The following is a 26312-nucleotide window of genomic DNA, read 5'->3' on the forward strand; positions in this document are numbered from 1 at the left end:
AGGCGCTGCGCGATGTCGGTGGGGGAGGGACTGGGAAGGGGGGTGTGAGTGTCGGGCTTGGAGGTGATCAAGCTGGGCCGGCTGCGGGCAGAGGGCAAGGGTGCGGGGCGCGAGAGAACGTTTTCGCGATTTACATGCGTCTGTTGCTTGACTCCAGAACGGATGTTTGGTAGCCTGTCCGTATGTTGGGGGAAGGGGGCACAGACCTTCAGAAGCTGGCGTTGGCCGTGCGCGAGTTCCAGGCCCGCGACGAGCGCCGCGTCGACGCCAAGGGCCTGCGCGCCCTGATCGACGCCCTGGAGGGCGAGTTCGCCGCCGAGGCGCGCTGTGTCCAGCAGTCGGGCGAGCATCTGGCCGGCGGCAGCGTCTCCGCCGTCGCCTGGCTGAGCCGGACCTGCGCCATGTCCGCCACCTCGGCCGCCGACCGCCTCTGCGCCGGCGAGCAGCTGGAGGCACTGCCTCAGGTGGCCCAGGCCCTGGGCGCGGGGGAGATCGGCTACCAGTCGGCGGCTTTGCTCTGCCACCTGCGCCAGCAGCTGGGCGACAAGCGCGAGCTCTTCGACGAGACAGAGATGCTGGAGCTGGCGCGCCGCCATTCGGTCGCCAGCCTGCGCTTTCTGTGCCGCTACGCCCGCCATGTCGCCGACCCCGACGGCTTTTTCAACCAGGCCGAGGAGGACTACAGCCGCCGCCGCCTCCACCTCAGCCAGATGGCCGACGGCATGCACGCCATCGAGGGCGTGCTCGACCCCGAAGGCGGGGCGGCGCTGCGCACCGCGCTGGACGCCCTGGCCAAGCGGCTGGGGCCGGAGGACGAGCGCAGCTACCGCCAGCGGCTGGCCGACGCCCTGGTCGAGTGCGTGCGCCACGCCATGGACGAAGGCCGGCTGCCCAAGCGCAACGGGGTCCGGCCGCACCTCACCCTGACGACCACGCTGGAGGGATTGAAGAACCAGCTCGGCGCGGCGGCCTCCGACCTCGAGCTCTCGCTGCCGATCTCCAGCCGGACGGTGGAGCGCCTGGGGTGCGACGCCGCCATCTCCCGCGTCCTGCTCGCCGGCTCGGTGGTGATCGACGTCGGCCGGGCGACGCGGGTGGTCTCGGCGCCAACGCGGCGGGCGCTGCGGATCCGGGATCGCGGCTGCCGCTGGCCGGGCTGCGACCGCCAGGTCAACTGGTCGACGCCGCATCACATCGTCGCCTGGGCCAAAGATGGTCCGACCGACCTGTCCAACCTCGTGCTTTTGTGCTTCGCCCACCACCGCCTCGTCCATGAAGGCGGGTGGTCGGTGCTCAAGGCCGGCCGGGAGTTCCGCTTCCTGCCCCCCGAGCGGGTGGTGATGCGGCGGGCGCGGGGACCGGGGGTGCGCTGGGCGGCCTAGGCTAAATCAGCGGGCGGCGTCGAGGCGGGACTGCGCGATCCGCCGGGCGGCCGTGTCGGTGTCGATGCTCTCGCGGTCGGCGGTCAGCAGGATCTGATAGATCGCCTCGCCGATGCCGGCGAGGCGCGCGTCGAGCGTCTCGCGCGACCAGCCCTGCTCTTCCAGGCCGCCGCCATGGAGCACGCCGCCCGAGTTGATGACGAAGTCGGGCGCGTACGCGATGCCTCGCCGGCGCAGGAGGTCGGCGTCGGACGGCCGCTCGAGCTGGTTGTTGGCGGCGCCGGCCACCAGGCGGCAGCGAAGGAGCGGGATGGAGCGGCGGTTGATCACCCCGCCCACGGCGCAGGGCGCGAGCACGTCGCAGGGCGTGGTCAGCGCTTCCTCGGGCGCCACGACCTGAGTGCCACCATCACGCAACCGTGCGAGGCGGTCGGGATCGACGTCCGTCGCGATCACGTTCACGCCTGCTCTGTCCAGCATTTCGATGAGCGGTCCGCCGACGCCGCCGGCACCCTGGACCAGCACCGTGCGCCCGCTCAGATCATCCGAGCCGAAGGCGTACCGGCAGCCGGCGCGGATGCCGTGAAACACTCCGACCGCCGTATCCGGCGCCGTGTCGCCCGACCCGCCGGCCGCCTCTGTCCTGCAAAAGACGTGGGGGCACACCTCCGCGATCACGTCCATGTCCTCGGCCGACGTGTTCATGTCGGGGGCGCAGCTGTAAACGCCGCCGAGCGAGCGCACGAAAGCGCCGAATTCATGCAGCAGCCGGCGCCGCGCCTCACCTCGAGGCTGCTGCGGCGCGGGCAGCGCGATGACCGCCTTGCCGCCGCCGCGCGGAAAGCCCACGCTGGCGAGCTTCAGCGTCATCGCCTCCGACAGCCTGAGGCCGTCCGCCAGCGCATCGGCCAGGCGCGGATAGTGCTTCATGCGCGTCCCGCCCGCCGCCGGACCCAGCCGGGTCGAATGGACGCACACGAGCATCCACGTGCCGGTCGGGCGGTCGCGGTGAATCGATACCGACTCGCCGTCCCAGGCTTCCAGCAACCGCTCCATCGCCGGCTCGGATTCGACCACTCACCGCGAGTCTAGTCCCGGCGATCCGACTTGAACAACGGGGGTCCAGCGATCAGAATGCGCGCTGCATGAAGGCGGCTCGAGCGGAGGACTCGGAGCGGGACCGGGCGCTGCTGCCGCTCACGTTGCAGAACACCTACCGGGCGCGGTACCGCGCGATGCGGCCGGAGTGGCGGTCGAGCGGCGACCAGCTGGAGGCGCTGGTTCGCGGCCGCCTGACGCGCGAGAGCCGGGTCCTCGACCTCGGCTGCGGGCGCGGCGGCGTGGTCGAGCTCTTCTGGCGTGACGTCAGGCTCGCCGCCGGCCTCGACCCCGATTCACCCTCGCTGGCCGAGCATCGCGCTCCCGGCATGCCGATCATCCGCGGCGTCGGGGAGAGCCTGCCGTTCGCCGATGGCGCCTTCGACCTGATCGTCTGCCTGTGGGTGCTCGAGCACCTGAAGGCGCCGCAAACCGTGCTGGCCGAGGTGCGCAGGGTGCTGCGGCCCGGCGGCCATTTCGTCTTCCTCACGCCCAACCTGAGCAATCCGCTCCTGCTGCTGAACCGCATCGGCAAGGCGCTGCCCGGGCTGCAGCGGCGGCTGGTGCCGAGGCTCTACGGTCGCGTCGAGGCGGACACGTTCCCGGTCCAGTACCGGGCCAACTCCGCGCGAGCTCTTCGAGCGCTGGCCGCCGCGAGCGGCCTGCGGGTGGCCGAGCTTCGCGCCGTTCCCGATCCGACCTATCTCGCGCTGAACCGGCTCATGTTCCGGGCCGCGGTGCTCTCGGAGCGCGTCATGCCGCGGAGCTGGGGCGTCCACCTGCTGGGCGACCTGACCAGGTAGGAGCCGCCGGCGTCGCTCAGCGGGCCTGGACCTTGGCGACGCCTCCGCCGCCCGTGAGTCGCGCGGCGATGACCACCGGGATGACGGTGACGAGGATCACGAAGGAGACCACGACGTTCACCTCGGGCAGCCGCTGCCCGAGGCGGATCGCGCCGAAGATCCACAGCGGCAGCGTGTTCTGGGCCCCGGCGGTGAAGGTGGTGACGATGACCTCGTCAAAAGAGAGCGCGAACGCGAGCATGCCGCCGGCGACGACAGCCGTCGAGATCAGGGGCAGGGTGATGTCCCGGAAGGTCTGAAAGCCGTTGGCGCCCAGGTCCATGGCGGCTTCGATCAGCGAGCCCTGCGTCCGCCGCAGCCGCGCCAGGACGTTGTTGTAGACCACCACGATGCAGAACGTGGTGTGGCCGACCACGATGGTCCAGATCGACAGGGTCACGCCGTTGAAGCTGAAGAACGCGTTGAGCGCCATGCCGGTGATGATCCCGGGCAGCGCGAGCGGCAGGATGAACAGAAGGCTCACGACGTCGCGACCGAAGAACGTCATGCGGTGGATGGCGAATGCCGCGCATGAGCCGAGCACCAGCGCCAGCACCGTCGCGGTCAGGCCGGCCTTGAGCGAAAGCAGCAGCGCCTGACGCACCTCGCGGTCGTTCCAAGTTGAGCTGAACCACTTCAGCGTGAGCCCGGGAATGGGCCAGCTCTCGATGTTCGAGGTGTTGAACGCATAGAAGAAGATCAGAAGGATGGGGAAGAACAGGAACAGCAGGAGGAGCACGGCCCACAGCCGCAGGGCGAGCTTGGTCCAGATACCTTCCATCACAGAGCCTCGAAGGCGCCCAGGCGCTTGGCCCCGAGCAGGTACACGGCCATGATCGCGACCGGGATCATCGCCAGCGCCGCGGCGAAGGGCACGTTGTTGGCGATGCCGACGCTGCTGTAGACGACGTTGCCGATGAAGCTCGAGCCCGCGCCGCCGACCAGGATCGGGGTGATGAAGTCGCCCAGCGTGAGCGAGAAGGTGAAGATCGAGCCCGCCGCGATGCCGGGAAGCGCCAGGGGCAGCACCACGTCGCGCACCGCTCGCCAGCGCCGGGCGCCGAGGTCGGCGGCGGCTTCCAGAAGCGACTCGGGAACCCTCTCCATGGCCGCGTAGACCGGGATGATCATGAACGGGAGCCAGATGTAGGAGAAGACGACCCACATCGCGACGTTCGTGTAACCGATGTTGGCCGGCGGCAGGCCGATCGACTGCAGGCTCCAGTTGAGGACGCCGTCGTGGTTGAGGATCAGGATCCAGGCGTAAACACGCGCGAGGTAGCTGGCCCACAGGGGCAGCAGCACCGCGGCGAAGAGCAGCGTCTGGGTGCGGCGTGAGGCGACGCGTGCCATGTAGTAGGCGAAGGGGAAGGCGAGCAGCGCGTCGGTGACCGTGACCAGGACCGCCATGGTCACGGTGCGGCCGATGATGCGGCGATACGCGGGCTCGGTGAAGATGGTCCTGAAGTTGTCGAGGTTCCAGACCTGGACGATCTGCGTGGTGAACGTGTCGATCGTCCAGAACGCGGTCACCAGCAGCAGGACCAGCGCCGCGAGGTAGACGAGCACGAACCAGGCGAGCGGCGGTGTCAGGAGCAGCCACGCGCGAAGCCACGGCACGCGCCAGAGCAGAGCCTGGATCCGGACGGCCCCGCGCATCTTGCGGGGCCGCCCGGCTGCGACCAGCGCCATCTCAGCGCGAGGTCATGCGGTGATCGAGGTCCACGCGGTCTGCCACTGCGCGTACGGGATGCAGTCGGTGCTGCCGTCGTCGCAGGTCGCGATTGGCGTCTTCCAGAACTTGATGCTCTGGAAGTACGAACCGGGCGCGTCGGCGTGGTACTGGGCGCACGAGCCGGCCTGGAGCGCCTCCATCTCGGCGCAGGCCTTGGTGTTGACGGGCGTCTCGCCGAACGAGATCGCCTGCTGGGCCTGAACCTTGGGCGTGCTCACCCACTTGGTCCACAGGTACGCGCAGTTGGGGTGCGGCGCGTTGGTGGCCAGCATCCAGGTGTCGCCCCATCCCGTCGCCCCCTCGCTGGGAATGGTGTCGGCGACCTGCACCTTGCCGTCCGCGACCAGGGTGTTGGTCTGGTACGGCCAGGCGGCGCCCACCATCGCGTCGCCGTTCTCGAAGAGCGAGATCTCGTCTGAAGCGAGGGCCCAGTACTTCTTGACCAGCGGTCGCTGCTGCTTGAGCAGGGCGACCGCGGCGTCGAACTGCTTCTGGGTCAGCTCGTACGGGTCCTTGATGCCGAGGCTGGGCTGGGTCTTCGAGAGATAGAGCGCCGCGTCCGCGATCTGGATCGGGTTGTCGGGCACGGTCACCAGGCCCTTGTTGGCCGGGTCGTAGATGACGTTCCAGCTGGTGGGCGCGTTGGGGAACTTCTTCTTGTTGTACAGCAGCGTGTTCGGACCCCACTGCAGGGAGATGCCGTAGTGGACGCCGCCGATGGTGTTGTAGGGCGGGTTCTGGAAGTACGGCTGGAAGTTCGCGAAGTCGGGAATGAGGGCCGGGTTCATCGGCCTCACGTCACCGCCGTAGATCAGGCGGAGGTCGGCGTCACCCGAGGCGGAGACCATGTCCCACTGGCCGCCACCACCGTTGGCCATCAAAGTCACCATCTCGTCGGACGAGCCGGCGTACTTGGCGTTGACGACGCAGCCGGTGTCCTTCTGGAACTGGTCCTTCCAGGTCGGGTCGACATAGCCCTCCCACGCGATGAGATTGAGCGCGCCCTCACCCGCACCGATCGCGCTCAGAGGCTTCATGTCCGCGGTCGGCGGCGGCTTGAGGGTGGATCCGCCCCCGCCGCTCGTCGCGCCGCACGCGCTCACCGCGAGGGCCGCGGCGGCGGCCAACGTCCCCAGCCGGACCCAACCGGCCGGGCTACCTGCTGATGAACTCATCACTTCCTACCTCCCCTTACTCTCGATTACATACGTGTTGCCGGTCGTCCATGCCAGCCTCACCGGCCGGCCCTCATGCCGCTGCGCGTCGCCCGCGGTGTCCGTGTTCTGGCGCACGGCGACGAGCTGCTCTCCGCGGTCGAGGCGCACGACATAGCGCGTCGACATCCCGACGTAGACGACCTGCTCGACCGTGCCGGGCTCGACCGTCATCCCCGGGCCGGCTGATTCGCCATCGCCCAGAATCCGGATCTTCTCGGGCCGCACGACGAACCGCACACCGTCGCGCTGCAGCACGTTCGAGATGCCGATGAAGCCGGCCACGAACTCGGTCGCCGGCCGTTCGTAGACCTCGACGGGCGGACCGATCTGCTCGATCTGACCGTTGGTCATCACGGCCATCCGGTCGCTCATGGTGAGGGCCTCCTCCTGGTCGTGAGTCACGTAGACGAAGGTGATGCCGACCTCTTTTTGGATTCGCTTGAGCTCGAGCTGCATCTCCTGCCGCAGCTTGAGGTCGAGCGCGCCCAGCGGTTCGTCGAGGAGCAGGACCTCGGGCTCGTTGACCACCGCCCGGGCCAGCGCGACGCGCTGGCGCTGGCCGCCGGAGAGCTGGTTGGGGCGGCGCTTGTCCAGCCCGACCAGGCGCACCATCTGCAGCGCCCGCTCGACGCGCCGGCGGCGCTCCGGTCCCGGAATGCCCTTGATGCGCAGCCCATAGCCGATGTTCTCGCCGACGGTCATGTGCGGGAACAGGGCGTAGTCCTGAAAGACAGTGTTCGTCTCCCTCAGGTGAGGCGGCAGAGACGTCACGTCCCGCCCGGCGAGCTCGATTCGCCCCGCATCCGCGTGTTCGAAGCCGGCGATCAATCGGAGCAGCGTGGTCTTGCCCGAGCCGGAGGGCCCGAGGAGGGTGAAGAACTCACCCTCGGCGACGGTGAGCTCCACGCCGGCGACGGCGGTGACGCTCCCGTAGCTCTTGCGCACGCCCTCGAGGCGAAGGGCGGCCGGACGCGCCGCGAGCGCGATCACGCCAACTGGTGATGGTGCCCTGTTGGTGTCGATTGCCACCATCAGTCTAGCGACGCCATCACGTGCTTGATCTGCGTGTACTCCTCGAGCGAGTAGATCGACATGTCCTTGCCGTAACCGCTCTGCTTGTAGCCGCCGTGGGGCATCTCGTTGACCAGCGGGATGTGCGTGTTGATCCACACCGTCCCGAACTGGAGCCGCCGCGCCATGCGCAGCGCCCGCCCGACGTCGCGGGTCCAGACCGAGGCGGCGAGTCCGTAGTCGACCCCGTTCGCCCACCTGAGCGCCTGCTCCTCATCGCCGAACCGCTGGACGGTGACCACCGGGCCGAAGACCTCGCGCGTGACGATCTCGGCTTCGGGGCTGGAAGGCACCACGACCGTCGGCGAATACCACGAGCCGGCGCGCTGGATCCGCGCTCCGCCCGTGAGCACCTCGGCGCCGTCCTGGCGCGCGCGGTCGACGAAGCCGGACACGCGCTGGGCCTGCTCCTCGGACACCAGCGGTCCCATCTCGGTGTCGGCGGCCTGCGGGTCCCCGACCTTGAGCGCGCTGATCGCCGGGACCAGGCCCTGCAGCAGGTGCTCGTGGATCTGGGGGCCGGCGATGACGCGGGTGGCGGCGGTGCAGTCCTGGCCGGCGTTGAAGAACCCGCCGATCTTGATGCCCTCGATCACGGCGTCGACGTCCGCGTCATCGAAGACGATGACGGGGGCCTTGCCGCCGAGCTCGAGGTGGACGCGCTTGAGCGTGGAGGCCGCGGCGCGCGCGACCTCTTTGCCGGTGGCGACGTCGCCGGTCAGCGAGACCATGGCCACGCCCGGGTGGCGGACCAGGCCGGCGCCGACGGGCTCGCCGTCGCCGGTGATGACGTTCAGCACCCCGGCGGGCAGGATGTCGGCCGCCAGCTCCGCGAGCCGGAGCGCCGTCAACGGCGTCCATTCGGAGGGCTTGAGGACGACGGTGTTGCCGGCGGCCAGCGCGGGGGCGACCTTCCAGGCCGCCATCAGCAGCGGGTAGTTCCACGGCGCGATCGAGCCGACGACGCCCAGCGACTCGCGGCGCAGGATGCTGGTGAAACCGGGCATGTACTCGGCCGCGGCCCGGCCTTCGAGCTGGCGAGCGGCGCCCGCGAAGAAACGAAAGCAGTCCGCGATCGGCGGGATCTCCTCGGAGCGGGTGGGCGCCAGCGGCTTGCCGACGTTCTCCGACTCCATGCGCGCGAGCTCGTCGCCATGGGCCTCGATGGCGTCGGCCAGCTTGAGCAGCCTTTCGCCGCGCTCGCGCGGCGTGCTGTCGAACCAGCTCTCGTCGTAAGCCTTGCGCGCGGCGGCGACCGCTCGGTCGACGTCTTCCGCCGTCCCCTTGGGCACGTGCGCCATGACCTTTCCAGTGGCGGGGTTGACGATCTCCTGCTCGGTCCCGCCGGTGCCGGCGGTCCACTTCCCCCCGATGAACATCTCGTGACGCCGCGGCGACGTGCTCATGCAGTCCTCCTTCAGCTACCGGCCATCGCTGCTGGCGCGCGCGACCTCGCCGAGAGCCGCGCCCAGCATGTCCAGGCCCTCCTCGAGGTGCTCGTCCGGGATGGTCAGCGGCATGAGCGTGCGGATCACGTTGTGATGCGTGCCCGCCCGTATGACCATCAACCCCTTCTCCCGCGCGGCGGCGAGCACCCCGGCCGTCTCCCTGTCCGCGGGCGTGCGAGCCGTGCGGTCGCGCACCAGCTCCATGCCCGCCATGGCCCCCAGGACTCTGACGTCGCCGACCAGCTCATGCTCGGCCGCCCAGGTCTGCATGCGCTCCTCCACGACCGAGCCGATCCTGGCCGCCCGCTCCGGCAGCTTTTCGTCGCGCATGACGTCCATGACCGCCAGGCCGGCCGCGCATGCGACCGGGTTGCCGCCGTACGTGCCGCCGAGGCCGCCCGGGTCGGGGGCGTCCATGACGTCGGCGCGGCCGACCACCGCCGACAGCGGGAAACCGGCGGCCAGGCTCTTGGCGACCGTGACCAGGTCTGGGGTCACCCCGGAGTGCTCGATGGCAAAGAACTTGCCGGTGCGTCCGAATCCCGTCTGGATCTCGTCGACGATGAGCAGGATGCCGTGACGCGCCGTCAGCCCGCGGAGCGCGCGGAGGAAGGCCGGCGGCGCGGGCACGAATCCGCCCTCGCCGAGCACCGGCTCGATGATCACCGCCGCGACCCGCTGGGGCGAAACGTCGGACTCGAAGATGTCCTCGAGCGAGGCCAGCGCCCGCTCCGTGCTCCAACCCCTGTACTCGTACGGGAACGGCGCCTGGTACACCTCGGCCGCGTACGGCCCGAAGTTCTGCTTGTACGGGCTGGCCGAGCCGGTGAGGCTCAGCGTCAGCAGCGTCCGTCCGTGGAATCCGCCGCGAAAGCTGATCACCGCCGTGCGGCCGGTGTAGGCGCGCGCGACCTTGATCGCGTTCTCGACCGCCTCGGCGCCGGTGCTGAGGAAGATCGCCTTCTTCGGCCCCTGGAGCGGAGCCACCTCGCACAGCCGCTCCGCCAGGCGCAGGTAGGGCTCGTACATCGCCACCTGGAAAGCGGTGTGCGTGAGGCGCTCGAGCTGCGCGCGGACGGCCTCCATGACGCGCGGGTGGCCGTGACCGACGTTCATGACGCCGATGCCGCCGACGAAATCGATGTAGCGGCGGCCGGAGGCGTCCCAGAGCTCCGACCCCTGTGCACGCGAAGCCACGATGGGATGCATGTTGGTCACGCCGCGCGGGACGTAGCGATCCCGCAGTGCCTGAAGCTCGTCAACCCCTGATGTCACGTCGGCCCCCACCTGATCAAATCTCCGCCCACCGCGTTCTGAAACTACAGAACAAGCGTAGGTTCGGCAACCCTAGCACTCGCCCTGCGGCGAGTCAAGTGCCGCCTTCAGAAGGTCGGAGGCGTGTTGACCCAGAAGATCCGGGCCGGCACCGGGCCGGGGTTGAGCCATCGATGTTCCTGGGAGCTCAGGAAGTAGAGCGTGTCGCCGACCTCCAGGCGAAAGTGCTCGGATTCGTCGAGAAAGACTTCGAGGGTGCCCTCGAGGACGAAGAGGACCTCCTCTCCCCCGTGGGAGTAGCTGCCGCCGCTGCCGCCGCCGGGGGCGACGGTGAAGATCTCGATCTCGAGCACGGCCCCCGGGAAGGCGACGAGGTGTTCCATCTCGACGCGGTCGAAGCCGCGCAGCTTGCGCCTCTCGGCGGCGCGCACGAGCTTGTGCTGTCCGTCGGAGCGTGGCGTGGGGCCGAAGAACTCGAGCAGCGTGCCGCCATAGGCCGAGGCGACGCGCTGCAGGACCGAGACCGAAGGCTGCGCCAGTCCGCGCTCGACCAGGCTGAGGTAGGAGGCCGACACCCCGGCGGCGGCGGCGGCGCCGCGGAGCGACATGCCGCGCCGCCTGCGCGCCGGCCTGAGGCGCGCGCCGGCCAGCGCTTCTTCCGGTACGTCCCGGCCGTGCATCATCGCCCGCAGCGCGCCGTGACCGTAGCCCCGACCCAGAAGTGATTGGGCGGCGCGCAGGCGTTCGATGTCGTCCTGCGTGTACCGGCGATGGCTGCCGCCCTCACGGCTGGGAGTGACGAGGCCCTCGCGCTCCCACGTGCGGATCGTCGATGGACTCACTCCGACAAGCCGTGCGACATCGCCGATGCGAAACACGGGACCGCCGTTCTCAGACTTGGCCAATCTGACCTCCGAAAGTGCCTCATTCAAGCACAGCGCGGGGTTGGAGCTTAGACTCCGCGTGCTGTGGAAGCCGCCGCGGCCGTGGAACGGCTCTGGCCGGGACGTCCCGCGCGGGTGCTCGCGCTCGATGGCGGCATCACCAACCGCAACTACAAAGTCGACTTCGAGGGCGAGTCCTATGTCCTCCGGATGGGCGGCTTGCGCACCGAGCTGCTCGGCATCGACCGCGCCGTCGAGCACGCCGCCAGCCTGCGCGCCGACGAGATCGGGGTGGGGCCTTCCGTCGTCGCCTTCGTCCAGCCGGAAGGCTGGCTCGTCACGCGCTTCATCGACGGCCGCCGGTTGGCGCCGGAGGAGATCCGCACGCCGGAGATTCTGCTGCGGGTGGCCGGCGCGCTGCGCAAGGTGCACGGCGCCGCGGCCATCCCAGGGCGCTTTGACGCGCATGCCGTCGTCGACGAGTACAGGGTGCGGGCCCAGGCCTATGAGGTGACCATCCCTGACGCGTTTGCCGCCGCGCGCGAGACGGCGGAGCGGATCCGGCGCGCGCGCGGACCTCAGCCCCTGGTGCCCTGCCACAACGACCTGCTCAACGCCAACTTCCTGGACGACGGGGAGATCCGCATCGTCGACTGGGAGTACGCCGGGATGGGAGACCGCTTCTTCGACCTCGCCAACCTGTCCGTGAATCACGACTTCGAGATCGCTGACGACCGGGCGCTCCTGTCCTGCTACTTCGGCGTCGAACGGCCGTCGGACCTCGCCGCGCTGCGGCTCATGCGGTTCATGTCGGACTTTCGCGAGGCGATGTGGGGGGTGCTGCAGAGCGGCATCTCGGAGCTCGACTTCGACTTCACCGGTTACGCGGCCAAGCACTTCGAACGTCTGGGGCGGACGGCCGCCGATCGGGCCTTCGAGCAGCACCTCGAGGCGGCTCGGCCTCGGGATCGGGTTTGAGCGCGATCTCGGCCTAGGCGCGCACCCGCTGTCCGGTGGGGTCGTACAGCGGTTCCTTCGCCACCTGGCCGCTCACCCACGTGCCGAAGATCTCGACCTCGACCGCAGTGCCGACGGCCGTGCTCGCCGGCACGAACGCGTAGGCGATCGACCGCTCGACCGAATAACCGTAGCCTCCGCTGGTCACCCGGCCGACAACGTCGCCACCGACGCGCACCGGCTCGGAGCCGAGCGCGACCGAACGCGGGTCGTCCAGCACCAGGCACACGAGCCGCGTGCTTGCCGGCGCCTCGAGCTTCCGCGTCAGAGCCGAGCGTCCGATGAAATCGCCCTTGTCGAGCTTGACGCAGAAACCGAGGCCGCTCTGGTACGGATCAACCTCCGGGCCGATGTCCGCGCCCCAAACCCGATAGCCCTTCTCCAGGCGCAGTGAATCGACGGCCTTGTAGCCGCCCGCCACCAGGCCCCTGTCCCCGCCCGCCTCCCAGATCGTGTCCCACAGCCGGAGGCCGAACTCCGCCGGGCAGTAAAGCTCCCAACCGAGCTCGCCGACGTAGGTGACGCGAAGGCCCAGGCACGGCACGGAGCCGATCGCGAGCTGCTTGGCGGTCATGAACGGGAATGCGGCAGGGCTGAGGTCGGTCGGGGTGAGCGGGCGCAGGATGTCGCGAGCGGCCGGGCCCCACAGCCCGATGCACGCGTAGGCCGAGGTCACGTCTTCGACCTGCACCGAGCCGTCGCTCGGCGCGTGGTCTTTGACCCACGACAGGTCGTGCTGACCGAAGGCGGTGCCGGTGATGATCCGGAAGCGGTCCTCGGCCAGGCGTGTGACCGTGAAGTCGCATTCGATCCCGCCGCCCTCGTTGAGCATCTGCGTGTAGGTGAGGGCGCCCACCGCCCGGTCGACGCGGTTGTCCGCCAGGCGTTCGAGGAATGACGCGGCGCCACGGCCTCGCACCTCGACCTTGGCGAACGACGTGAAGTCGAAGAGGGCGGCGGTCTGGCGGCACGCCGCGTGCTCGACGCCGATCGCCGGCGACCACAGCGTGCCCGCCCAGCCGCGAGGCCGCAGGCTCTGATCGCCGCGGGCGCCGTTGGGCTCGAACCAGTTGGCCCGCTCCCAGCCCGACTTCTCGCCGAACGCCGCGCCGAGCTCGGCCAGACGCGGGTACGCGGGTGAGAGGCGGAGCGGCCGGCCGGCGCTTCGCTCATGACCCGGGTACTTGACGTCGTAGTAGGTGGAGTAGACCTCCCGCGTCCGGGCGAGGGTGTGCTCCCGGCTCGTGTAGTGCGGGCCGAACCGGCGGGAGTCCATCTCCCACGCGTCCAGGCCGGGGCGGCCGTCCACGATCCATTCCGCGACCAGGCGGCCCATCCCGCCCGCGCCGGCCAGGCCGTGGGCGCAGAACCCCGCCGCCACCCAAAAGCCCCGCACCTCGCTCGGGCCGAGGATGAACTCGCCGTCGGGGGTGAACGCCTCGGGCCCGTTGACCAGGCGCACGACCTCCGCCTCCTTGATGGACGGGGTCCGGACGATCGCGTTGTTCATCAGCGGCTCGAACCGGTCCCAGTCCGGCTCGAGCAGCCGGCCGTTGAAATCCGGGGGGATGCCGTCCATGCCCCACGGCGCCGGGTCGCGCTCGTAGCCGCCCATGATCAGGCCGCCCGACTCCGGCCGGTAGTAGACGAGCAGGGACGGGTCGCGCATCGTCGGCATGTCGAGCGGCAGGCCGGCCGGCCTGGTGATCAGGTACTCGTGCGCCATCGCGATCAGCGGCACGTTGACGCCGGCCATGCGGCCGATCTCGGGCGCGAACATGCCGCCCGCGTTGACCACCAGCTCGGTGTCGATGTTGCCGCGCTCCGTGATGACGCGGCAGACCCGCCCGCCCGCCACCTCGATGGCGCTGACGCGCGTGTCCTCGCAGATCTCAGCGCCCCGGCGGCGGGCGCCTTCGACCAGCGCGAAGGTCAGCTGGCTCGGGTCGATGTAGCCGTCGGTCGGCAGGTAGGCCGCACCCAGGACGCCGTCCGTCGACATCGGCGGGAACATCCGCTGCGCCTCCCGCGCGGAGACGAGCTCCAGCGGCAGGCCGAAGGTCTTCGCCCAGCCGGCCTGCCGCGCCAGCTCCTCCATCCGCTCCTGGCTGGAGGCCAGCCGCAGCGAGCCGACCTCGTGCCAGCCGGTCTCCAGCCCGACCTCCTGGGCCAGCGACCGGTAGAGGTCGACCGAGTTCATCATCATCCGGGTCAGGCTGAGCGAACCGCGCAGCTGGCCGACCAGGCCGGCGGAGTGGAAGGTCGAGCCGCTGGTGACGCGCGAGCGCTCGAGCAGCACCGTCTCGGTCCAGCCGAGGCGCGCCAGCCAGTAGAGGATGGCGGCGCCGCCGACGCCGCCGCCGATCACGACCGCGCGGGCGTGGGCTCTCAAGGCGTTGCTCTCAGGGGGAGATCGGGGCCGGGTGCACCACCCGGCCCCGTGGTTCCTCAGGCCGTCGCTTCGGCCGGCTGGATCGCGGCGGTGTCGGGCATCCCGCGCTGCGCCAGCGCGTAATAGATGAGCCCGACGAGCACGATCACGCCGATGGTCGCTTCGAAGATCGGGATGCCGCCCAGGGGCCCCAGGTTGGGGACGTTGGGCAGAGAGCTCAGCGGCGGGTTGCTGCTGAGTCGCGGCCACAGGAAGTTCACGAGCATGCTGCCGCCCCAGAGCAGTCCGAGCAGGTTGACGATCGTGCCCCAGCTGCCGAGCTTGAACGGCGCGGCCTCCTTCGGCCAGCCGCGCCTTCGCGCGATGAGGATGGCGACGTTGCCGAGGAAGTAGGAGGTGTAGATCATCCCGGTCGCGGCGATCGCGATGATGCCGGCGCCGGCGTAGTAGAGCAGGGGGATCGCGGACAGGCCGCCGATCACGATGCACGTGCCGATCGGCGTGTGCAGGCTGGGGCTGACCTTGTTGTACACCTGCCCGAGCGGGAGCTTGCCGTCCCGCGCCATGCCGAACGCCAGCCGGATGGTCGAGGTCTGGATGGCGAGGCAGCAGACGTAGATGGCCGCGAAGACGATGAACAGATACAGGTTGGCCGCCCACCCGGGAAGGTTCCCGGTGATGATGTCCACGGGCGGGGCGGCCTTGCCCTGCCCGATCGCCGCCACGTAATCGCTCATGTTGCCGGGGACCGCGAGCAGGGTGGCGAACAGGAAGATGGCGCCGATCACCGCCGCCCCGATGATGGCCGCGATGACCGCGCGCGGCGCTTCCCGCCGTGGGTTCCTGGTCTCTTCGGCCAGGGTGCTCGCGGTGTCGAAGCCGTAGATCACGAACAGCGACATGAACATGGCCGCCATGAACGTGCCGAAGGGGTTGGCTCCGCCGGCGCTCAGGGTGCTGGTGTCGAAGATGACGCCGGGCGAATGATGCGAGTAGAAGATCAGCAGGATCAGCGCGAAGACGACCATGCCGAGGATCTCGAAGACCACACCGGTGTTGTTGACGATGGCCACCAGCCTGACGCCGAAGATGTTCAGGAGCGTGGTGCTGACGAGGATGATCGCGGCGATGATGATCTGGCTCTGCGTGTTGTTGGGGATGTTGATGCCAAGCCCGTTCAGGAGCGGGATGAGGACGATCGGGACCGTCACGTCGACGGCGGTGACGGTCAGCACGCCGGCGAAGAGATAGATCCAGCCGGTGAACCACGAGTACGTCCGGTTGGACAGGTACTTGGTCCATTGGTAGACCGAGCCCGCGACCGGGAAGTGGGAGCTGACCTCGGCGAAGTTGAGGCCGATGATCAGCTGCCCGACGACGACGATCGGCCAGCTCCAGATGAAGGCCGGCCCGCCGATGCCGAGGCCGAGGGCATATAGAGTGAAGATGCCGGTCGACGGCGAGATGTAGGAGAAGGCGACGGCGAAGCTGGAATAGACCCCCAGCGCCCGGCGCAACTCCTGTTTGTAGCCGAACCTCGCGAGGTCACGGACGTCGGCGTGGTGCGCATGGTCGTCCAAGTGCTACCCCTCCTTTCGGTTGAGCGCGGCCGGAGCGTGGTCGAGACGAACCTATCACCCACCTGGAGGTGCGTCAACGCCCGCGTTTGACGCGGAGGGCGGGGAGGGCGGGGCGTGCCCGCCCTCCCCGAAGGCCGGCGGTCAGTCGACCTTGCCGAACGCTTTGATCTCCTCCAGCTCCCGCGGGGACAGCTCGCGCGGCACCTGGCCTCGCTCGACCTTGCTCGTCTGGACCTGGTGGAGGATGGTCTGCACGACCTCGGGATTCGCCAGCGTCGTGATGTCGCCGGTACCCGTGAAGTTGGAGATGCCGGCGATGACACGCCGCATGATCTTGCCCGAGCGCGTCTTCGGCATGTCCGGGACGATCCAGACCGCCTTCGGCCGCGCGATCTTGCCGATCAGGTTCTCGATTGCGGCCGACACCTTGTCTTCGATCTGCTGGCTCGGCTTCAGGCCGGGCTTGAGGGCGACGTAGATCTCGACCGCCCGTCCTCGCAACTCGTCCATCACCGGCACGGCAGCGGCCTCGGCGATCTCTTCGACCGTGAGGCTCGCCGATTCGAGCTCCTTCGTGCCCAGCCGGTGTCCGGCGACGTTGATGACGTCGTCAACGCGCCCGATGATCCGGAAGTAGCCGTCCTCGGCGTGGAGCGCGCCGTCGCCGGCGAAGTAGGGCCAGTCGCGCCAATCCTTGCTCTTCTTGTCCTTGCAGTACTTCTCGTAGTAGATCTGCACGAACCGTTCAGGCTGGCCGTAGACCGTCTGGAAAATGCCAGGCCACGGGTTGCGGATGCAGATGTTGCCGGCCTTGCCACTGCCCGCGGGCACGGCGCTTCCCTTCTCGTCGAGGACCTCGGGATAGATGCCCAGGACGCCGGGGCCACAGCTTCCGGGCTTCATCTTCTGCAGCGCGGGCAGGGTGCTCCCCAGGAACCCGCCGTTCTCCGTCTGCCACCAGGTGTCGACGATGACCGCCTCGCCTTTGCCGACGACGTTGTAGTACCACCGCCAGACCTCGGGCTCGATCGGCTCGCCGACCGTGGTCATGTGCTTGAAGTGGTAGTTGTACTTCTTGGGTTCGTCCGGGCCGAGCTTGCGCAGCATCCGGACGGTCGTCGGCGCCGTATGGAAGATGTTGACTCCCAGGCGCTCGGCGATCCTCCAGGGCCGACCGGGATCGGGGTAGGTGGGCACGCCTTCATACATGACGCTGGTCGCGGCCAGGGCCAGCGGGCCGTAGACGATGTACGAGTGGCCCGTGATCCAGCCGATGTCCGCGAAGCACCAGTAGGTGTCTTCGGGGTGGATGTCCTGGTAGTACTTCGACGTGCCGGCGACGTAGGCGAGGTAGCCGCCGGTGCTGTGCTGGCAGCCCTTGGGTCGGGCCGTCGTGCCGCTGGTGTACATCAAGAACAGCGGCGCCTCGGCCGGCATGGATACGGGCTCCACGATCTTGCCGCGGAAGCCGGCGAGCAGTTCGTTGACGAAGAAGTCACGGCCCTTCACCATCGGGGTCTTGGATGAGTTGGTCCCAGGGTGGCGCTGCCACACCAGGACCTTGTCGACCTTGTGGCCGGCCTTCTCCGCCGCCGCCACAGCCTCATCGGCCTTGGCCTTGTGGTCGAGAAGATCGCCGTTCCGGTAGTAGCCGTCGATCGTGATCAGGATGTGGCTGCCGGAGTCGGCGATGCGATCGCCGCAGGCGGCGCCGCTGAACCCGCCGAACACCTCGGAGTGGATGACGCCCAGGCGGGCACAGGCGAGCATGGAGACCGGGAGCTCCGGGACCATGGGCAGGTGGAAGGTGACCCGGTCGCCGGTCTTGACCCCGCAGAAGTCTCGAAGCAGCGCGGCGAACTCGTTGACGCGCTCGTAGAGCTCTTGATACGTGATCGCCAGGGTGTTCTGGCTCTCCGGTTCGGGGACCCAGATGAAGGCGGCTTTGTTCCGGTACTTCGCCAGGTGCCGGTCGACGCAGTTGTATGACGCGTTCAGGCGGCCGCCGACGAACCATTTCCAGAACGGTGGATTGCTCGTGTCCAGCGTGGTGTGCCAGTACCTCTCCCACGTGAGCAGGTCGGCGTACTCCTTGAAGCACTCGGGAAAGTTCTTCTCGGCGAACCGATCGAAGATGGCGGGATCGTTCGCGTTCGCCTGGCCGATGAATTTCGGTGGTGGGGAGTAGTACTCCTCCTCACGCCAGTGGACCGCAATCTCCGCCTCGGAGACCTGGACTTCGCTCATCGTCTGCCCTCCATGCCTGGTATAGCGCCATCACCGGCCGTCACAGGCCGGAGCCTGGTGACGGCCGGCCTTCGCTGACTATAAATTGTGCCTAGACCCAGATCGCTGTGCCGACGGGCAGTATGGGCTTGGCGCGCATGCTGTTGGCCACCACGGCGGCGGACGTGTACCAGGCGACGATCGCCGTGAGGATGCCAACCCATCCGCCGAGGTTGACGAGGCCCGTGGAATTCGAGAAGAAGCCGATGAAGAGCAGGATCTCGGTGACCTCCAGAGTCAGGAAGACCAGGAACACCGCGATGTTGACGCGCGCACTCCAGAAGAGCATGTAGGTGTTGAAGATGGCAAACGACAGCAGGAACCACCCGAGGTCGCTGCTGACGTCCTTCGAAGGCACCTTGCCGGCGAGGAGGAGGACGACAAAGCTGGCGAGGGCCAGCCAGAAGGCGCCGTAGGTCGAGAAGGCGGTGGCGCCGAACGTGTTGCCGGTCCGGAACTCCCACATGCCGGCGCAAAACTGCGCCAGCCCGCCATAGAAGAATGCCAAGCCCACCCACGTGAGGTCTGGCGCCAGGCCCGCGTTATGGGTGCTCAGCACGAAGGTGGTGAGGGCGAAACCGCCGAGCCCTAACGCGGCTGGGTTAGCAATCGCTGCTACCGGTGGCGCCGCGGATCTGACTTCAGCCATCTCCAATGCCTCCTAAAAACAGCGCCAGGGAAGTGGCCCTGGCAACCTCTGATGCACAGCTAAAGATGCTCCCGCCGCGAGTCCGTGTCAAATTCAGGTCGCCAGCCAACCTTGCCGCGCGGCGCGCGGCTCGTTGCCCAGGGTTGATGAGGCCGGGGTGTTGACGTAACCTGGGGCGCCATGTGTTGTTGGCTGGTTTCGAACGCGAAACCGATGAGGTGGAGTATCGAGTGAACGGGCGGTTGGGCGGGGCGAGCGTGGATCGTTACTCGGTCGTCCTCGTCGCGGTCGCCGCCACGCTCTGGGCCTCCGATGCCTATTTCCGCAACCAGCTGATCAGCCACCTGAGCCCCACGCAGATCGTGGTCGCCGAGGACGCGCTGGTCAGCCTGTTCCTGCTGCCGGTGCTCGTGCGGAGCTGGCGGGAGCTGCGTCATCTCGGTCCCCGTGGCTGGTTGGCGGTGGGGCTGATCGCCGCGGGGGCGCAGTCCCTGGCGACCATCCTGTTCACCGCCTCGTTCTCGTACCGGATCTTCGCCGAGACCTTCGTCCTCCAGCAGACCCAACCGGTGATCGCCATCGTGCTCGCATGGCTCGTGCTGGGCGAGCGCCGGCGCCCATGGTTCTGGCCGGCGGTCGGGGTCGCCCTGGTCGCCGTGTACCTGGTGGTCTTCGCGCAGGATCCGGCCGCTCCCGTATCCGCGCTGCAGAAGGGCCGGCTGGAGGCGGGACTGCTCGCGCTGGGCGCGGCCGCCCTGTGGGCGAGCGGGACCGTCCTCGGCCGTTTTGCCCTCGGCTCCATCAGCTTCTGGAGCATGACGTCGCTGCGCTTCATCCTGGCTCTGCCGGTGCTGGTGGTGATCGCCCTGGTCCAGTACGGCCCCGGCGGCTTCAGCCACTACCAGGTGAGTGATTTCCTGCCCAACCTGCTCGCCATCGCGCTGATACCGGGCCTGCTCGCCCTCCTCCTCTACTACCGTGCGCTTTCGCGGACTCCGGCTTCGCTGGCGACCATCGCCGAGATGGCGTATCCGGTCGCGGCGACGCTGATCGCATCGGCGCCTCCGCCGTGGGGCTTCAGCCAGCCGCTCTACCCGGTGCAGGTGGCCGGCACCGCGCTGCTGCTGGTCGTGATCGTCCTCCTCAACTGGACGAAGGAGAGGGCCGCTCCCGTGACCGTCCCGGCGGGCGCGCTCAAACCGGCCGAGGGCTGACCCCGCTCCACAGCTGCTGCGCCCGAACGCCCAGGCCGTGCACGACCGCGGTGAAGGCGTCGCGCTGCTCGAATCGATTCTCGCCGAACGTCGCCGCGAGGTCGATCGGAGCTGGTGTCGCGTTCACAACGGGACTATAAATGTGCGTGTTCTGGGGTGATCCGCCGGTCACACGACCAAAAGGGAGGAGCCATGGCTGAGTACGGAACGTCGGTCGAGACCACCGCCTCGGCGGATCGGGTCTGGAGGATCTGGTCGGACACCACGACGTGGGGTGAATGGAACCCCAACGTCAGCACCATGGAGATGAGCGGGCCGTTTGCCAGCGGGACCAACGCGATCATGAACACGCGTGCCGGACAGCACCACAAGATGACCCTGCTCGACGTCCAGCAGGGCCGCGGCTTTGCCCTCGAGACCAGTGTCGTTCCGGGGACGAGATTCCGATTCAACTGCCGGATCGTGCCGGCCGGCGCCAAGACCAAGATCAGCCAGACGGTCGAGGTCAAGGGCCCGCTGGGGCCGATTATGCGGGGGGTGCTGGGCCCGCAGGTGTCGAAGGAGTTCGGGACCCTGCTCGCCAACCTGGCGAAGATGGCGGAGGCGAGCTAGCTTTCGTCCTCCGCAAGAAGGTTGGTGATTCGCGAAAGCGCGGCGTTCATCACGTCCGCCTCATCCGGTTCCAGCTGGCTGCCTAGATTGCGATTCAGGCTGCGCAGGAAGACGGCGTGCGCTTTCTCGTATGCCGCCGTGCCCCTTTCCGTCAGGTGCGCGTACACGCCACGCCGGTCCGTCGGACAGGAGCGGCGGTCGATCAGGCGGGCTTTGATCATCTGCTCCAGCCGGCGCGAAGCGCCGCTGTCGGTGATACCGGCGACGCGCGCCAGATCCTGGAAGCGGAGCATGGCGCCAGGCGCATGATGCAGGTGGGCGAGCACCTGGTACCAGCCGAGCGGAATGCCAGCCTTGGGCAGCATGTCCTGCTCGAGCGCTGCGGTCATGGTGCTGTGAAGGCGGGCGAGGCCCTCCCACACCTGGACCGCCTTGGTCTGGCTGACCTTGGTCACGGCGCTCATCGTATTTGCTCCTTGGACACGTATTAACACGTATTAATAGGAAGGGGCCGGGATTTCCCCGACCCCTCGGAGGAACCGCTTAAGAAGCCTCGGCGAGCTCGGACGCCTTGACCACGATCTCGGCGTTAATGTTCAGCTTGATGGTGTGGCTGACCATCGGCACGGCACCCGCCAGACCGTCCCAGTTCAGGCCGAAGTCCATCCGGTTGATGTGGCCCGTGGCGGTGACGCCGAGCCGCTCCTTGCCGCCAAACGGGTCGGGAACGCGGCCGTCGAGGCTGGCCTCGAGCGTGATCGGCCTGGTCGTCTCCTTGATCGTCAGATCGCCGAGGACGTGGTAGCTGTCGCCGTCGCGCGGTTCGACGCCGGTGACCTTGAAGGTGATGAAGGGGAACTTGTCCGCGTCGAAGAAGTCGGCGGAGCGGAGGTGGTTGTCGCGCATGTCGGCGCGGGTGTCGATGCTCGCGACCTCGATCTTCAGCTCGCCGCGCGCTTTCGTCTCGTCGTCTTCGGGCCCTTCGAAGCCGCCCTCGAACTTGCTGAAGTGGCCGTGCACCGTGGACACGGCCATATGCTTGGCTGAAAAGCCGATTGTTGAGTGTGCTGGATCGATTTCGTACCTGACCATTGGTTCCTCCCGGAATTGAGCGGATGCAGACCGCAGTTAACCTAACTACTTGCCTGCGCAAGCATCTATTCCCGGGAGAGTGGGGCGCCTAGCGGGTGGTGGCGATCCGGCGGTGGAAGGCGGCGCTCGCCTGGCGCCAGCTGATCCAGATCCCGATGAGCATGGCGATGGGAAACGCCGCCAGCGCGGCGGTGAACAGCGCGGGTCCGACCTTCCCGCCGCCGACCGCTGCCGCGAGCGGGCCCCAGTCGACGGTGGCGGCGCCGTTCAGCCAGGCGATGAGCCCGGTGACGAATGCGATCAGCGCGAGGGTCCAGCGCCTTTCATGCGTGGACATCTGCACGAGATCGAGGCGTCGCTGGCGCGCTGACACCGGGATCCTTCCCAGGCGGGTGAGGAGCACCAGCCAAACCACGAGCATCGCCAGGCCGATGGCGAGAGCGATCCCCGGGTAGGCGGTCTGGTCGATCGGTGAGAGGTCGGCGGAGCCGGCCCACGCGGCCGTCGGGATCGCCCAGACAAGGCTCGTGATGGCGGCGAATCCCGTCCTGCCGAAGCGATCGACCATGCGGTTCATGCTCGTGCGGGGTACTTGGCGGCCAGGTACTGCTCGAAGGTGATCGTGCCGTCCGCATGTTCGGGGCAGAGCAAGCGGCCTTCGGCGAACTGACGGCTGAACCTGAACGGCAGCCACAGGTTGACGAGGTGCTTGCGCAACTCTTTTGCCGCCAGCCACGACTGGGCGATGCTCTTGAAATCCCTCACCTCAGGACCGCCGAAGTCGGGGAGCAGGCCGGCAGGGCTGCCGGCGACCACCTCGACCAGGCGCGCGGCGACGTCGTGGGTGTCGACGGGTTGGAACCGCCACCCGAACGGCACCGTGGTGAGGCCGGGGAGGGTCGAGAAGCGTTCGAGGAAGAGCTCCATGAGAGTGTGAAACTGCGTCGCCCGCAGGATCGACCACGGCACGATGTTCTCCCGCATCACGGCTTCCGCCGCGAGCTTGTGTCTGTAGTACGGATAGACGACGCCCTCCATGCCGACGATCGAGACATAGACGACGTGCCGCACCCGCGCTTCGCGCGCCATGGCCAGCAGCCGGCGCGTGCCGAGGACGTCGGTGTCGTGGTATTTCCGCGGTTGAGATGCGTTGGAGCCGGCATGGACGATCGCGTCCATCCCCGTCACCGCCTGCTCGAGGCCCGCGCCGGTGGCGAGGTCGCCCTGCACCCAATCATCGCCCTCCCCGGGCCTGCGGCTGAGGATGCGCGCGCGATGTCCGGACCCGCGCAGCCGCTCCACGACGTGATGGCCGAGCGCGCCCGTGCCGCCGGTGACCAGGACATTCATGAGGGTCAACATGGTGACTGAAACGACGGCGATTCTGGCAACCACGTAGACTGAGTTTCACGGCCGGTACGCCGGCCCGCTCCGCTCGGGTCCTCTCTCGCCGTCACGATAACGGTGTCCTGATCGTCGCGAACAAATACGAAAAACGAGAGGATCAGGAGAATACGTTGTCATCATTCGCCGAAGCGGGCGTGGGCCCGCGCACATTGGCGGCCCTGGCCGCTCAGGGTATCGCCGAACCGGTTCAGGTGCAGTCGGAAGCAATCCCAGCCCTCCTGGACGGGCGCGACGTCGTCATCGAGGCGCCGACTGGGTCGGGCAAGACCCTGGCGTACCTCGTCCCGTTGGTCGAGCGCCTGACCAAGGGTGGCGCGGGGCCGCGCGCCCTGGTCGTCGCCCCGACGCGAGAGCTGGCGCTCCAAGTGGAGAAGGTCCTTCGCTCGCTGTCCGGCGGACTGCGCACAACCGTGCTGTACGGTGGCGTCGGCTACGCCACGCAGAGGTTGGCTCTGCGGCGGGGAGTCGACGTGGTCGTGGGCACGCCCGGACGCATCCTTGACCTGCTCGGCCAGGGCTTGCTCTCGCTTTCCCGAATCGAGTACCTGGTGCTCGACGAAGCGGACGAGATGCTAGACGCCGGATTCGCTCCGTCGGTCGAGCGGATTTTGGGCCTCACCTACGAGCCGCAGACGGTGCTCGCCTCGGCGACGATGCCGAGCTGGGTGACCCGCATGGTCGAAAAGCACACACACGAACCGGTGCAGGTGCGTGTGGAGTCGCACCACGCCGAGCGCCTCGAGCACGGCATGCTGCGCATCGGGCGCGAGCAGAAGCTGCAGACGTTGAGCCGGCTGCTGCGCCGTCATGGCGGAACGGCGATCGTCTTCGGCCGCACCAAGCACGGCGTCAAGAAGCTCAATCACAACCTGCGCCAGCTCGGGCACAACTCGGTGGAGTTGCAGGGAGATCTGTCGCAGTCCATCCGCGACCGTGCCATGGCTTCGTTTCGCGAGGGGCGGAGCCAGATCCTGGTCGCTACCAACGTGGCGGCCCGCGGTATCGACGTGGACAACGTCGGACTGGTGGTGAACTTCGAGCTACCCGAGTCAGCGCAGTGGCTCACTCACCGCGTCGGACGGACTGCGCGAATGGGGGAGACCGGTCGCGCGCTGACGTTCGTGACGCCGGAGGACGAGCCCGCGTGGGTGAAGCTCAGCCGCCAAGGCGCGCCCGACATCCGCGAACTCGACGCCAACCGTTTGCTCGAGGAGGGCGGCTGGCACTACCGTGAGCGCCGGCCAATGGAGGCGCATGCTCCGGCTCCGGCGCAGGCTCAGCCCCGCGGCGTGGATCGCAATCGGCGCCGGCGGTGGCCGGCGGGGAACCGATCGAGCCGACCGAGCCGACCGAGCCGTTAGTCCTTAACGGGCTTGGTGTTGTCGTTAGGGGTGCATAGCTCACCACGATCGTTTTCACCGGCCTGAAACTCGACCCGATGACTCGAGGAGACGCTAGCGGCGGCGCCGGAGTGAGACCTGAAGCGGGCGGTATCATCATCTGACTGCGCATCGTGCGCGTCGTGGGCCCGTGGCGCAGTTGGGAGCGCGTCTGAATGGCATTCAGAAGGTCAGGGGTTCGAATCCCCTCGGGTCCACCAATGTCATGTCTCAGGTAGAAGCGGACCGCTGTCTCACCTGATTCCGGACCAGTTTAGGCGGGGCAGAGCGCTGGTAATCGCGGCTGGGACCCAGTGTCACTTCGCGCAGCAGTGCGCCATCTTCGGCGATGACGCGCACGTGGTCGCCGGCGACCAGGAGCATGACTGGTTCGCCGCGGTGCTTGTAGCTGACCTGGAAGTGGCGGAGCCGACTCAGGTAGCGGAGTGTGACTCGGCCGCCGCCATCGAGCCGGTCGCGACGGATGCGGTAATTGACCTGGGGCTGAGCCAGCCAAGGGGATGCCTTGAGTCGAGCGTTGAAGGCCTGCCAAGGTGTGCGCCCATCGAGGGCTCGGTGTGGGCGCTGTTGGTTGTAGATGGTGCGGAAAGCATCGAGCTGGAGCTGCAGGTGGGCAATCGATTCGGCCGGAGCCTGCCGGGCGAGGTAGAGCTTCAAGGTCTGGTGGAAGCGTTCGACCTTGCCGCAGGTCTGGGGGTGATAGGGAGTGGAGTGCACGCACTGAATGCCGAGGCGGTCGAGCTCTGACTCCAGAGCCACGCGGCCGCGTCGCGACTTGCCGCTGAAGACGGCCGCGTTGTCGCTGAGGAAGCGGGCAGGGAGATCGAATTCCTCGACAGCCGAATACAAGGTCTGGACGGCGTCCGCGGCTCGTACGGTTTGGACGGCGACCGAAGCCAGGCAGAGACGGGAGTGGTCGTCGATGAGGTTGAGGATCTCGACCTTGCTCGAGTCGGCCAGGTGCCACTCGGTGGCGTCGATTTGCCAGAGCTCGTTGGGCAGCTCCGCTTCAAAGCGGACAAAAGAAGCCTTGGGGCGTTTGTGAGGCTCCGGGGTGATCAGGCCCTGGCGCTTGAGAATGCGCCAGACCGTGACTCGAGATGGGGTCTTTTCGAAACGGCCGCGGAGGTGGTGGAGGATGGTCTGGGGACCGGCGTCGAGCCCGGCCGCAGAGAGCTCGGCGCGGAGCTCGAGGATGGCGTCAACGACGGTCTTGTCGACCTGATGAGGACAGGCGGCAGGGCGGTGGGGTCTGGGCTCTAGGGCAGTGGGTCCGTCGCGACGGTAGCGAGCCAGCAGCTCATAGAACCAGCTGCGCGAGATCGGTGTTCACGGACCAGCTGATTCGGGCTTTGCTTGCCCAGCACGACCGCCTCGACCAGGAACCTTGCCAGTTGCATGCCGCGACCTCCAGTGGCGGTCCGGTATCACCTGAGACATGCTATGCCCGGCCGGTCCGGTAACTACTGAACTCTCACACCCTCGGGTCCACCAATGTCCTGTCTCAAGACATCGAGGACACCTGTTGCAGGACATTGTGCACAGGCCAGCGGCCTGCAAGACCGTAGTGGCTTCGGTTTGGCTCGAGGGCGAGGGCTCTGAGAAGCTGACCGTCCTCGGTGACGATGCGGACGTCGGCACCGGCGACGAACAGGCGAACCTTCCGGTTCTTGTGGGCGGCACCGACGCGGATGTGCCGGAGCTTGCTCAG

At 68.1% G+C, this 26312-nt stretch carries 24 protein-coding genes and 1 tRNA gene; 8 read left to right on the forward strand and 17 right to left on the reverse strand.

The window, feature by feature from the left end:
• Positions 1–182 precede the first annotated feature (182 nt).
• Positions 183–1382, forward strand: coding sequence for an HNH endonuclease (locus EPN29_02380; GenBank protein ID TAN34627.1), 1200 nt, complete (start codon positions 183–185; stop codon positions 1380–1382).
• 6 nt (positions 1383–1388) lie between these two features.
• On the opposite strand, the gene EPN29_02385 is transcribed toward EPN29_02380, so the two are convergent.
• A complete protein-coding gene (locus tag EPN29_02385; protein TAN34628.1) occupies positions 1389–2459 on the reverse strand; it encodes a Glu/Leu/Phe/Val dehydrogenase in 1071 nt (356 codons plus the stop codon).
• A 68-nt stretch (positions 2460–2527) separates the two neighbouring features.
• Here EPN29_02385 and EPN29_02390 point away from each other — a divergent pair, with 68 nt between their 5' ends.
• The gene (locus EPN29_02390) at positions 2528–3283 is read left to right on the forward strand and encodes a class I SAM-dependent methyltransferase (GenBank protein TAN34629.1); all 756 of its coding nucleotides are present in this window, start codon (positions 2528–2530) and stop codon (positions 3281–3283) included.
• Positions 3284–3299: 16 nt separating this feature from the next.
• On the opposite strand, the gene EPN29_02395 is transcribed toward EPN29_02390, so the two are convergent.
• The 7 genes from EPN29_02395 to EPN29_02425 all read right to left on the reverse strand — a co-directional run bounded on the left by EPN29_02395 (position 3300) and on the right by EPN29_02425 (position 11213).
• Positions 3300–4103, reverse strand: a complete 804-nt coding sequence (locus EPN29_02395) for an ABC transporter permease (GenBank protein TAN34630.1) — start codon at positions 4101–4103, stop codon at positions 3300–3302.
• A complete protein-coding gene (locus tag EPN29_02400; GenBank protein ID TAN34648.1) occupies positions 4103–4981 on the reverse strand; it encodes an ABC transporter permease in 879 nt (292 codons plus the stop codon). Before EPN29_02400 ends, EPN29_02395 begins: the two co-directional genes overlap by 1 nt.
• A 45-nt stretch (positions 4982–5026) precedes the next feature.
• The gene (locus EPN29_02405; GenBank protein ID TAN34631.1) at positions 5027–6232 is read right to left on the reverse strand and encodes an extracellular solute-binding protein; all 1206 of its coding nucleotides are present in this window, start codon (positions 6230–6232) and stop codon (positions 5027–5029) included.
• Positions 6233–6238: 6 nt separating this feature from the next.
• A complete protein-coding gene (locus EPN29_02410) occupies positions 6239–7303 on the reverse strand; it encodes an ABC transporter ATP-binding protein (protein TAN34650.1) in 1065 nt (354 codons plus the stop codon).
• A 2-nt stretch (positions 7304–7305) separates the two neighbouring features.
• On the reverse strand, positions 7306–8724 hold the full coding sequence (locus EPN29_02415) for a gamma-aminobutyraldehyde dehydrogenase (protein TAN34649.1): 1419 nt from the start codon (positions 8722–8724) through the stop codon (positions 7306–7308).
• Between the two features lie 42 nt (positions 8725–8766).
• Entirely contained in the window at positions 8767–10002 is a 1236-nt protein-coding gene (gabT, locus tag EPN29_02420; GenBank protein TAN34651.1) for a 4-aminobutyrate--2-oxoglutarate transaminase, read from the reverse strand.
• Between the two features lie 173 nt (positions 10003–10175).
• Positions 10176–11213, reverse strand: a complete 1038-nt coding sequence (locus tag EPN29_02425) for a MerR family transcriptional regulator (protein ID TAN34632.1) — start codon at positions 11211–11213, stop codon at positions 10176–10178.
• Here EPN29_02425 and EPN29_02430 point away from each other — a divergent pair.
• Positions 11037–11930, forward strand: a complete 894-nt coding sequence (locus EPN29_02430; GenBank protein ID TAN34633.1) for a hypothetical protein — start codon at positions 11037–11039, stop codon at positions 11928–11930. The two genes, EPN29_02425 and EPN29_02430, sit on opposite strands and share 177 nt — an antisense overlap.
• Before the next feature lie 13 nt (positions 11931–11943).
• Here the strand turns inward: EPN29_02430 and EPN29_02435 are convergent, their stop codons facing one another.
• From EPN29_02435 to EPN29_02450, 4 genes are all read right to left on the reverse strand, one after another.
• Positions 11944–14361: an FAD-dependent oxidoreductase gene (locus EPN29_02435; GenBank protein ID TAN34634.1), complete on the reverse strand. Its 2418-nt coding sequence runs from the start codon at positions 14359–14361 to the stop codon at positions 11944–11946.
• 56 nt (positions 14362–14417) lie between these two features.
• A complete protein-coding gene (locus EPN29_02440) occupies positions 14418–15941 on the reverse strand; it encodes an amino acid permease (protein TAN34635.1) in 1524 nt (507 codons plus the stop codon).
• Positions 15942–16082: 141 nt separating this feature from the next.
• Positions 16083–18188, reverse strand: a complete 2106-nt coding sequence (gene acs, locus EPN29_02445) for an acetate--CoA ligase (GenBank protein TAN34636.1) — start codon at positions 18186–18188, stop codon at positions 16083–16085.
• A 91-nt stretch (positions 18189–18279) separates the two neighbouring features.
• Complete coding sequence (locus EPN29_02450; protein TAN34637.1) at positions 18280–18876, reverse strand: hypothetical protein; 597 nt, start codon at positions 18874–18876, stop codon at positions 18280–18282.
• Between the two features lie 170 nt (positions 18877–19046).
• Here EPN29_02450 and EPN29_02455 point away from each other — a divergent pair, with 170 nt between their 5' ends.
• On the forward strand, positions 19047–20090 hold the full coding sequence (locus EPN29_02455; protein TAN34638.1) for a DMT family transporter: 1044 nt from the start codon (positions 19047–19049) through the stop codon (positions 20088–20090).
• Positions 20091–20282: 192 nt separating this feature from the next.
• Positions 20283–20702, forward strand: a complete 420-nt coding sequence (locus tag EPN29_02460) for a hypothetical protein (GenBank protein TAN34639.1) — start codon at positions 20283–20285, stop codon at positions 20700–20702.
• On the opposite strand, the gene EPN29_02465 is transcribed toward EPN29_02460, so the two are convergent.
• The 4 genes from EPN29_02465 to EPN29_02480 form a co-directional block, all read right to left on the reverse strand.
• Positions 20699–21166, reverse strand: coding sequence for a MarR family transcriptional regulator (locus EPN29_02465; protein ID TAN34640.1), 468 nt, complete (start codon positions 21164–21166; stop codon positions 20699–20701). The genes EPN29_02460 and EPN29_02465 overlap by 4 nt on opposite strands.
• 79 nt (positions 21167–21245) lie before the next feature.
• Positions 21246–21794 (reverse strand): polyisoprenoid-binding protein, encoded by a 549-nt coding sequence (locus EPN29_02470; GenBank protein TAN34641.1) that lies wholly within the window; start codon positions 21792–21794, stop codon positions 21246–21248.
• 88 nt (positions 21795–21882) lie between these two features.
• Positions 21883–22371: a hypothetical protein gene (locus EPN29_02475; GenBank protein ID TAN34642.1), complete on the reverse strand. Its 489-nt coding sequence runs from the start codon at positions 22369–22371 to the stop codon at positions 21883–21885.
• Positions 22368–23156 (reverse strand): NAD-dependent epimerase/dehydratase family protein, encoded by a 789-nt coding sequence (locus EPN29_02480; GenBank protein ID TAN34652.1) that lies wholly within the window; start codon positions 23154–23156, stop codon positions 22368–22370. The genes EPN29_02475 and EPN29_02480 overlap by 4 nt, the downstream gene beginning before the upstream one ends.
• Positions 23157–23311: 155 nt before the next feature.
• Between EPN29_02480 and EPN29_02485 the strand changes: the two genes are divergently transcribed.
• Both EPN29_02485 and EPN29_02490 read left to right on the forward strand, forming a co-directional pair.
• Positions 23312–24562, forward strand: a complete 1251-nt coding sequence (locus tag EPN29_02485) for a DEAD/DEAH box helicase (GenBank protein ID TAN34643.1) — start codon at positions 23312–23314, stop codon at positions 24560–24562.
• Positions 24563–24725: 163 nt separating this feature from the next.
• Positions 24726–24801 (forward strand) — tRNA-Ala (locus EPN29_02490).
• Positions 24802–24811: 10 nt separating this feature from the next.
• Here EPN29_02490 and EPN29_02495 read toward each other — a convergent pair.
• Positions 24812–25450, reverse strand: a complete 639-nt coding sequence (locus EPN29_02495) for a transposase (GenBank protein TAN34644.1) — start codon at positions 25448–25450, stop codon at positions 24812–24814.
• A gap of 63 nt (positions 25451–25513) precedes the next feature.
• On the opposite strand from EPN29_02495, the gene EPN29_02500 reads away from it, so the two are divergent.
• Positions 25514–25864, forward strand: a complete 351-nt coding sequence (locus EPN29_02500; GenBank protein TAN34645.1) for a hypothetical protein — start codon at positions 25514–25516, stop codon at positions 25862–25864.
• The last annotated feature ends 448 nt before the right edge of the window (positions 25865–26312 follow it).

This window comes from bacterium, from assembly GCA_004299235.1.
Taxonomy (GTDB): domain Bacteria; phylum Chloroflexota; class Dormibacteria; order Dormibacterales; family Dormibacteraceae; genus SCQL01.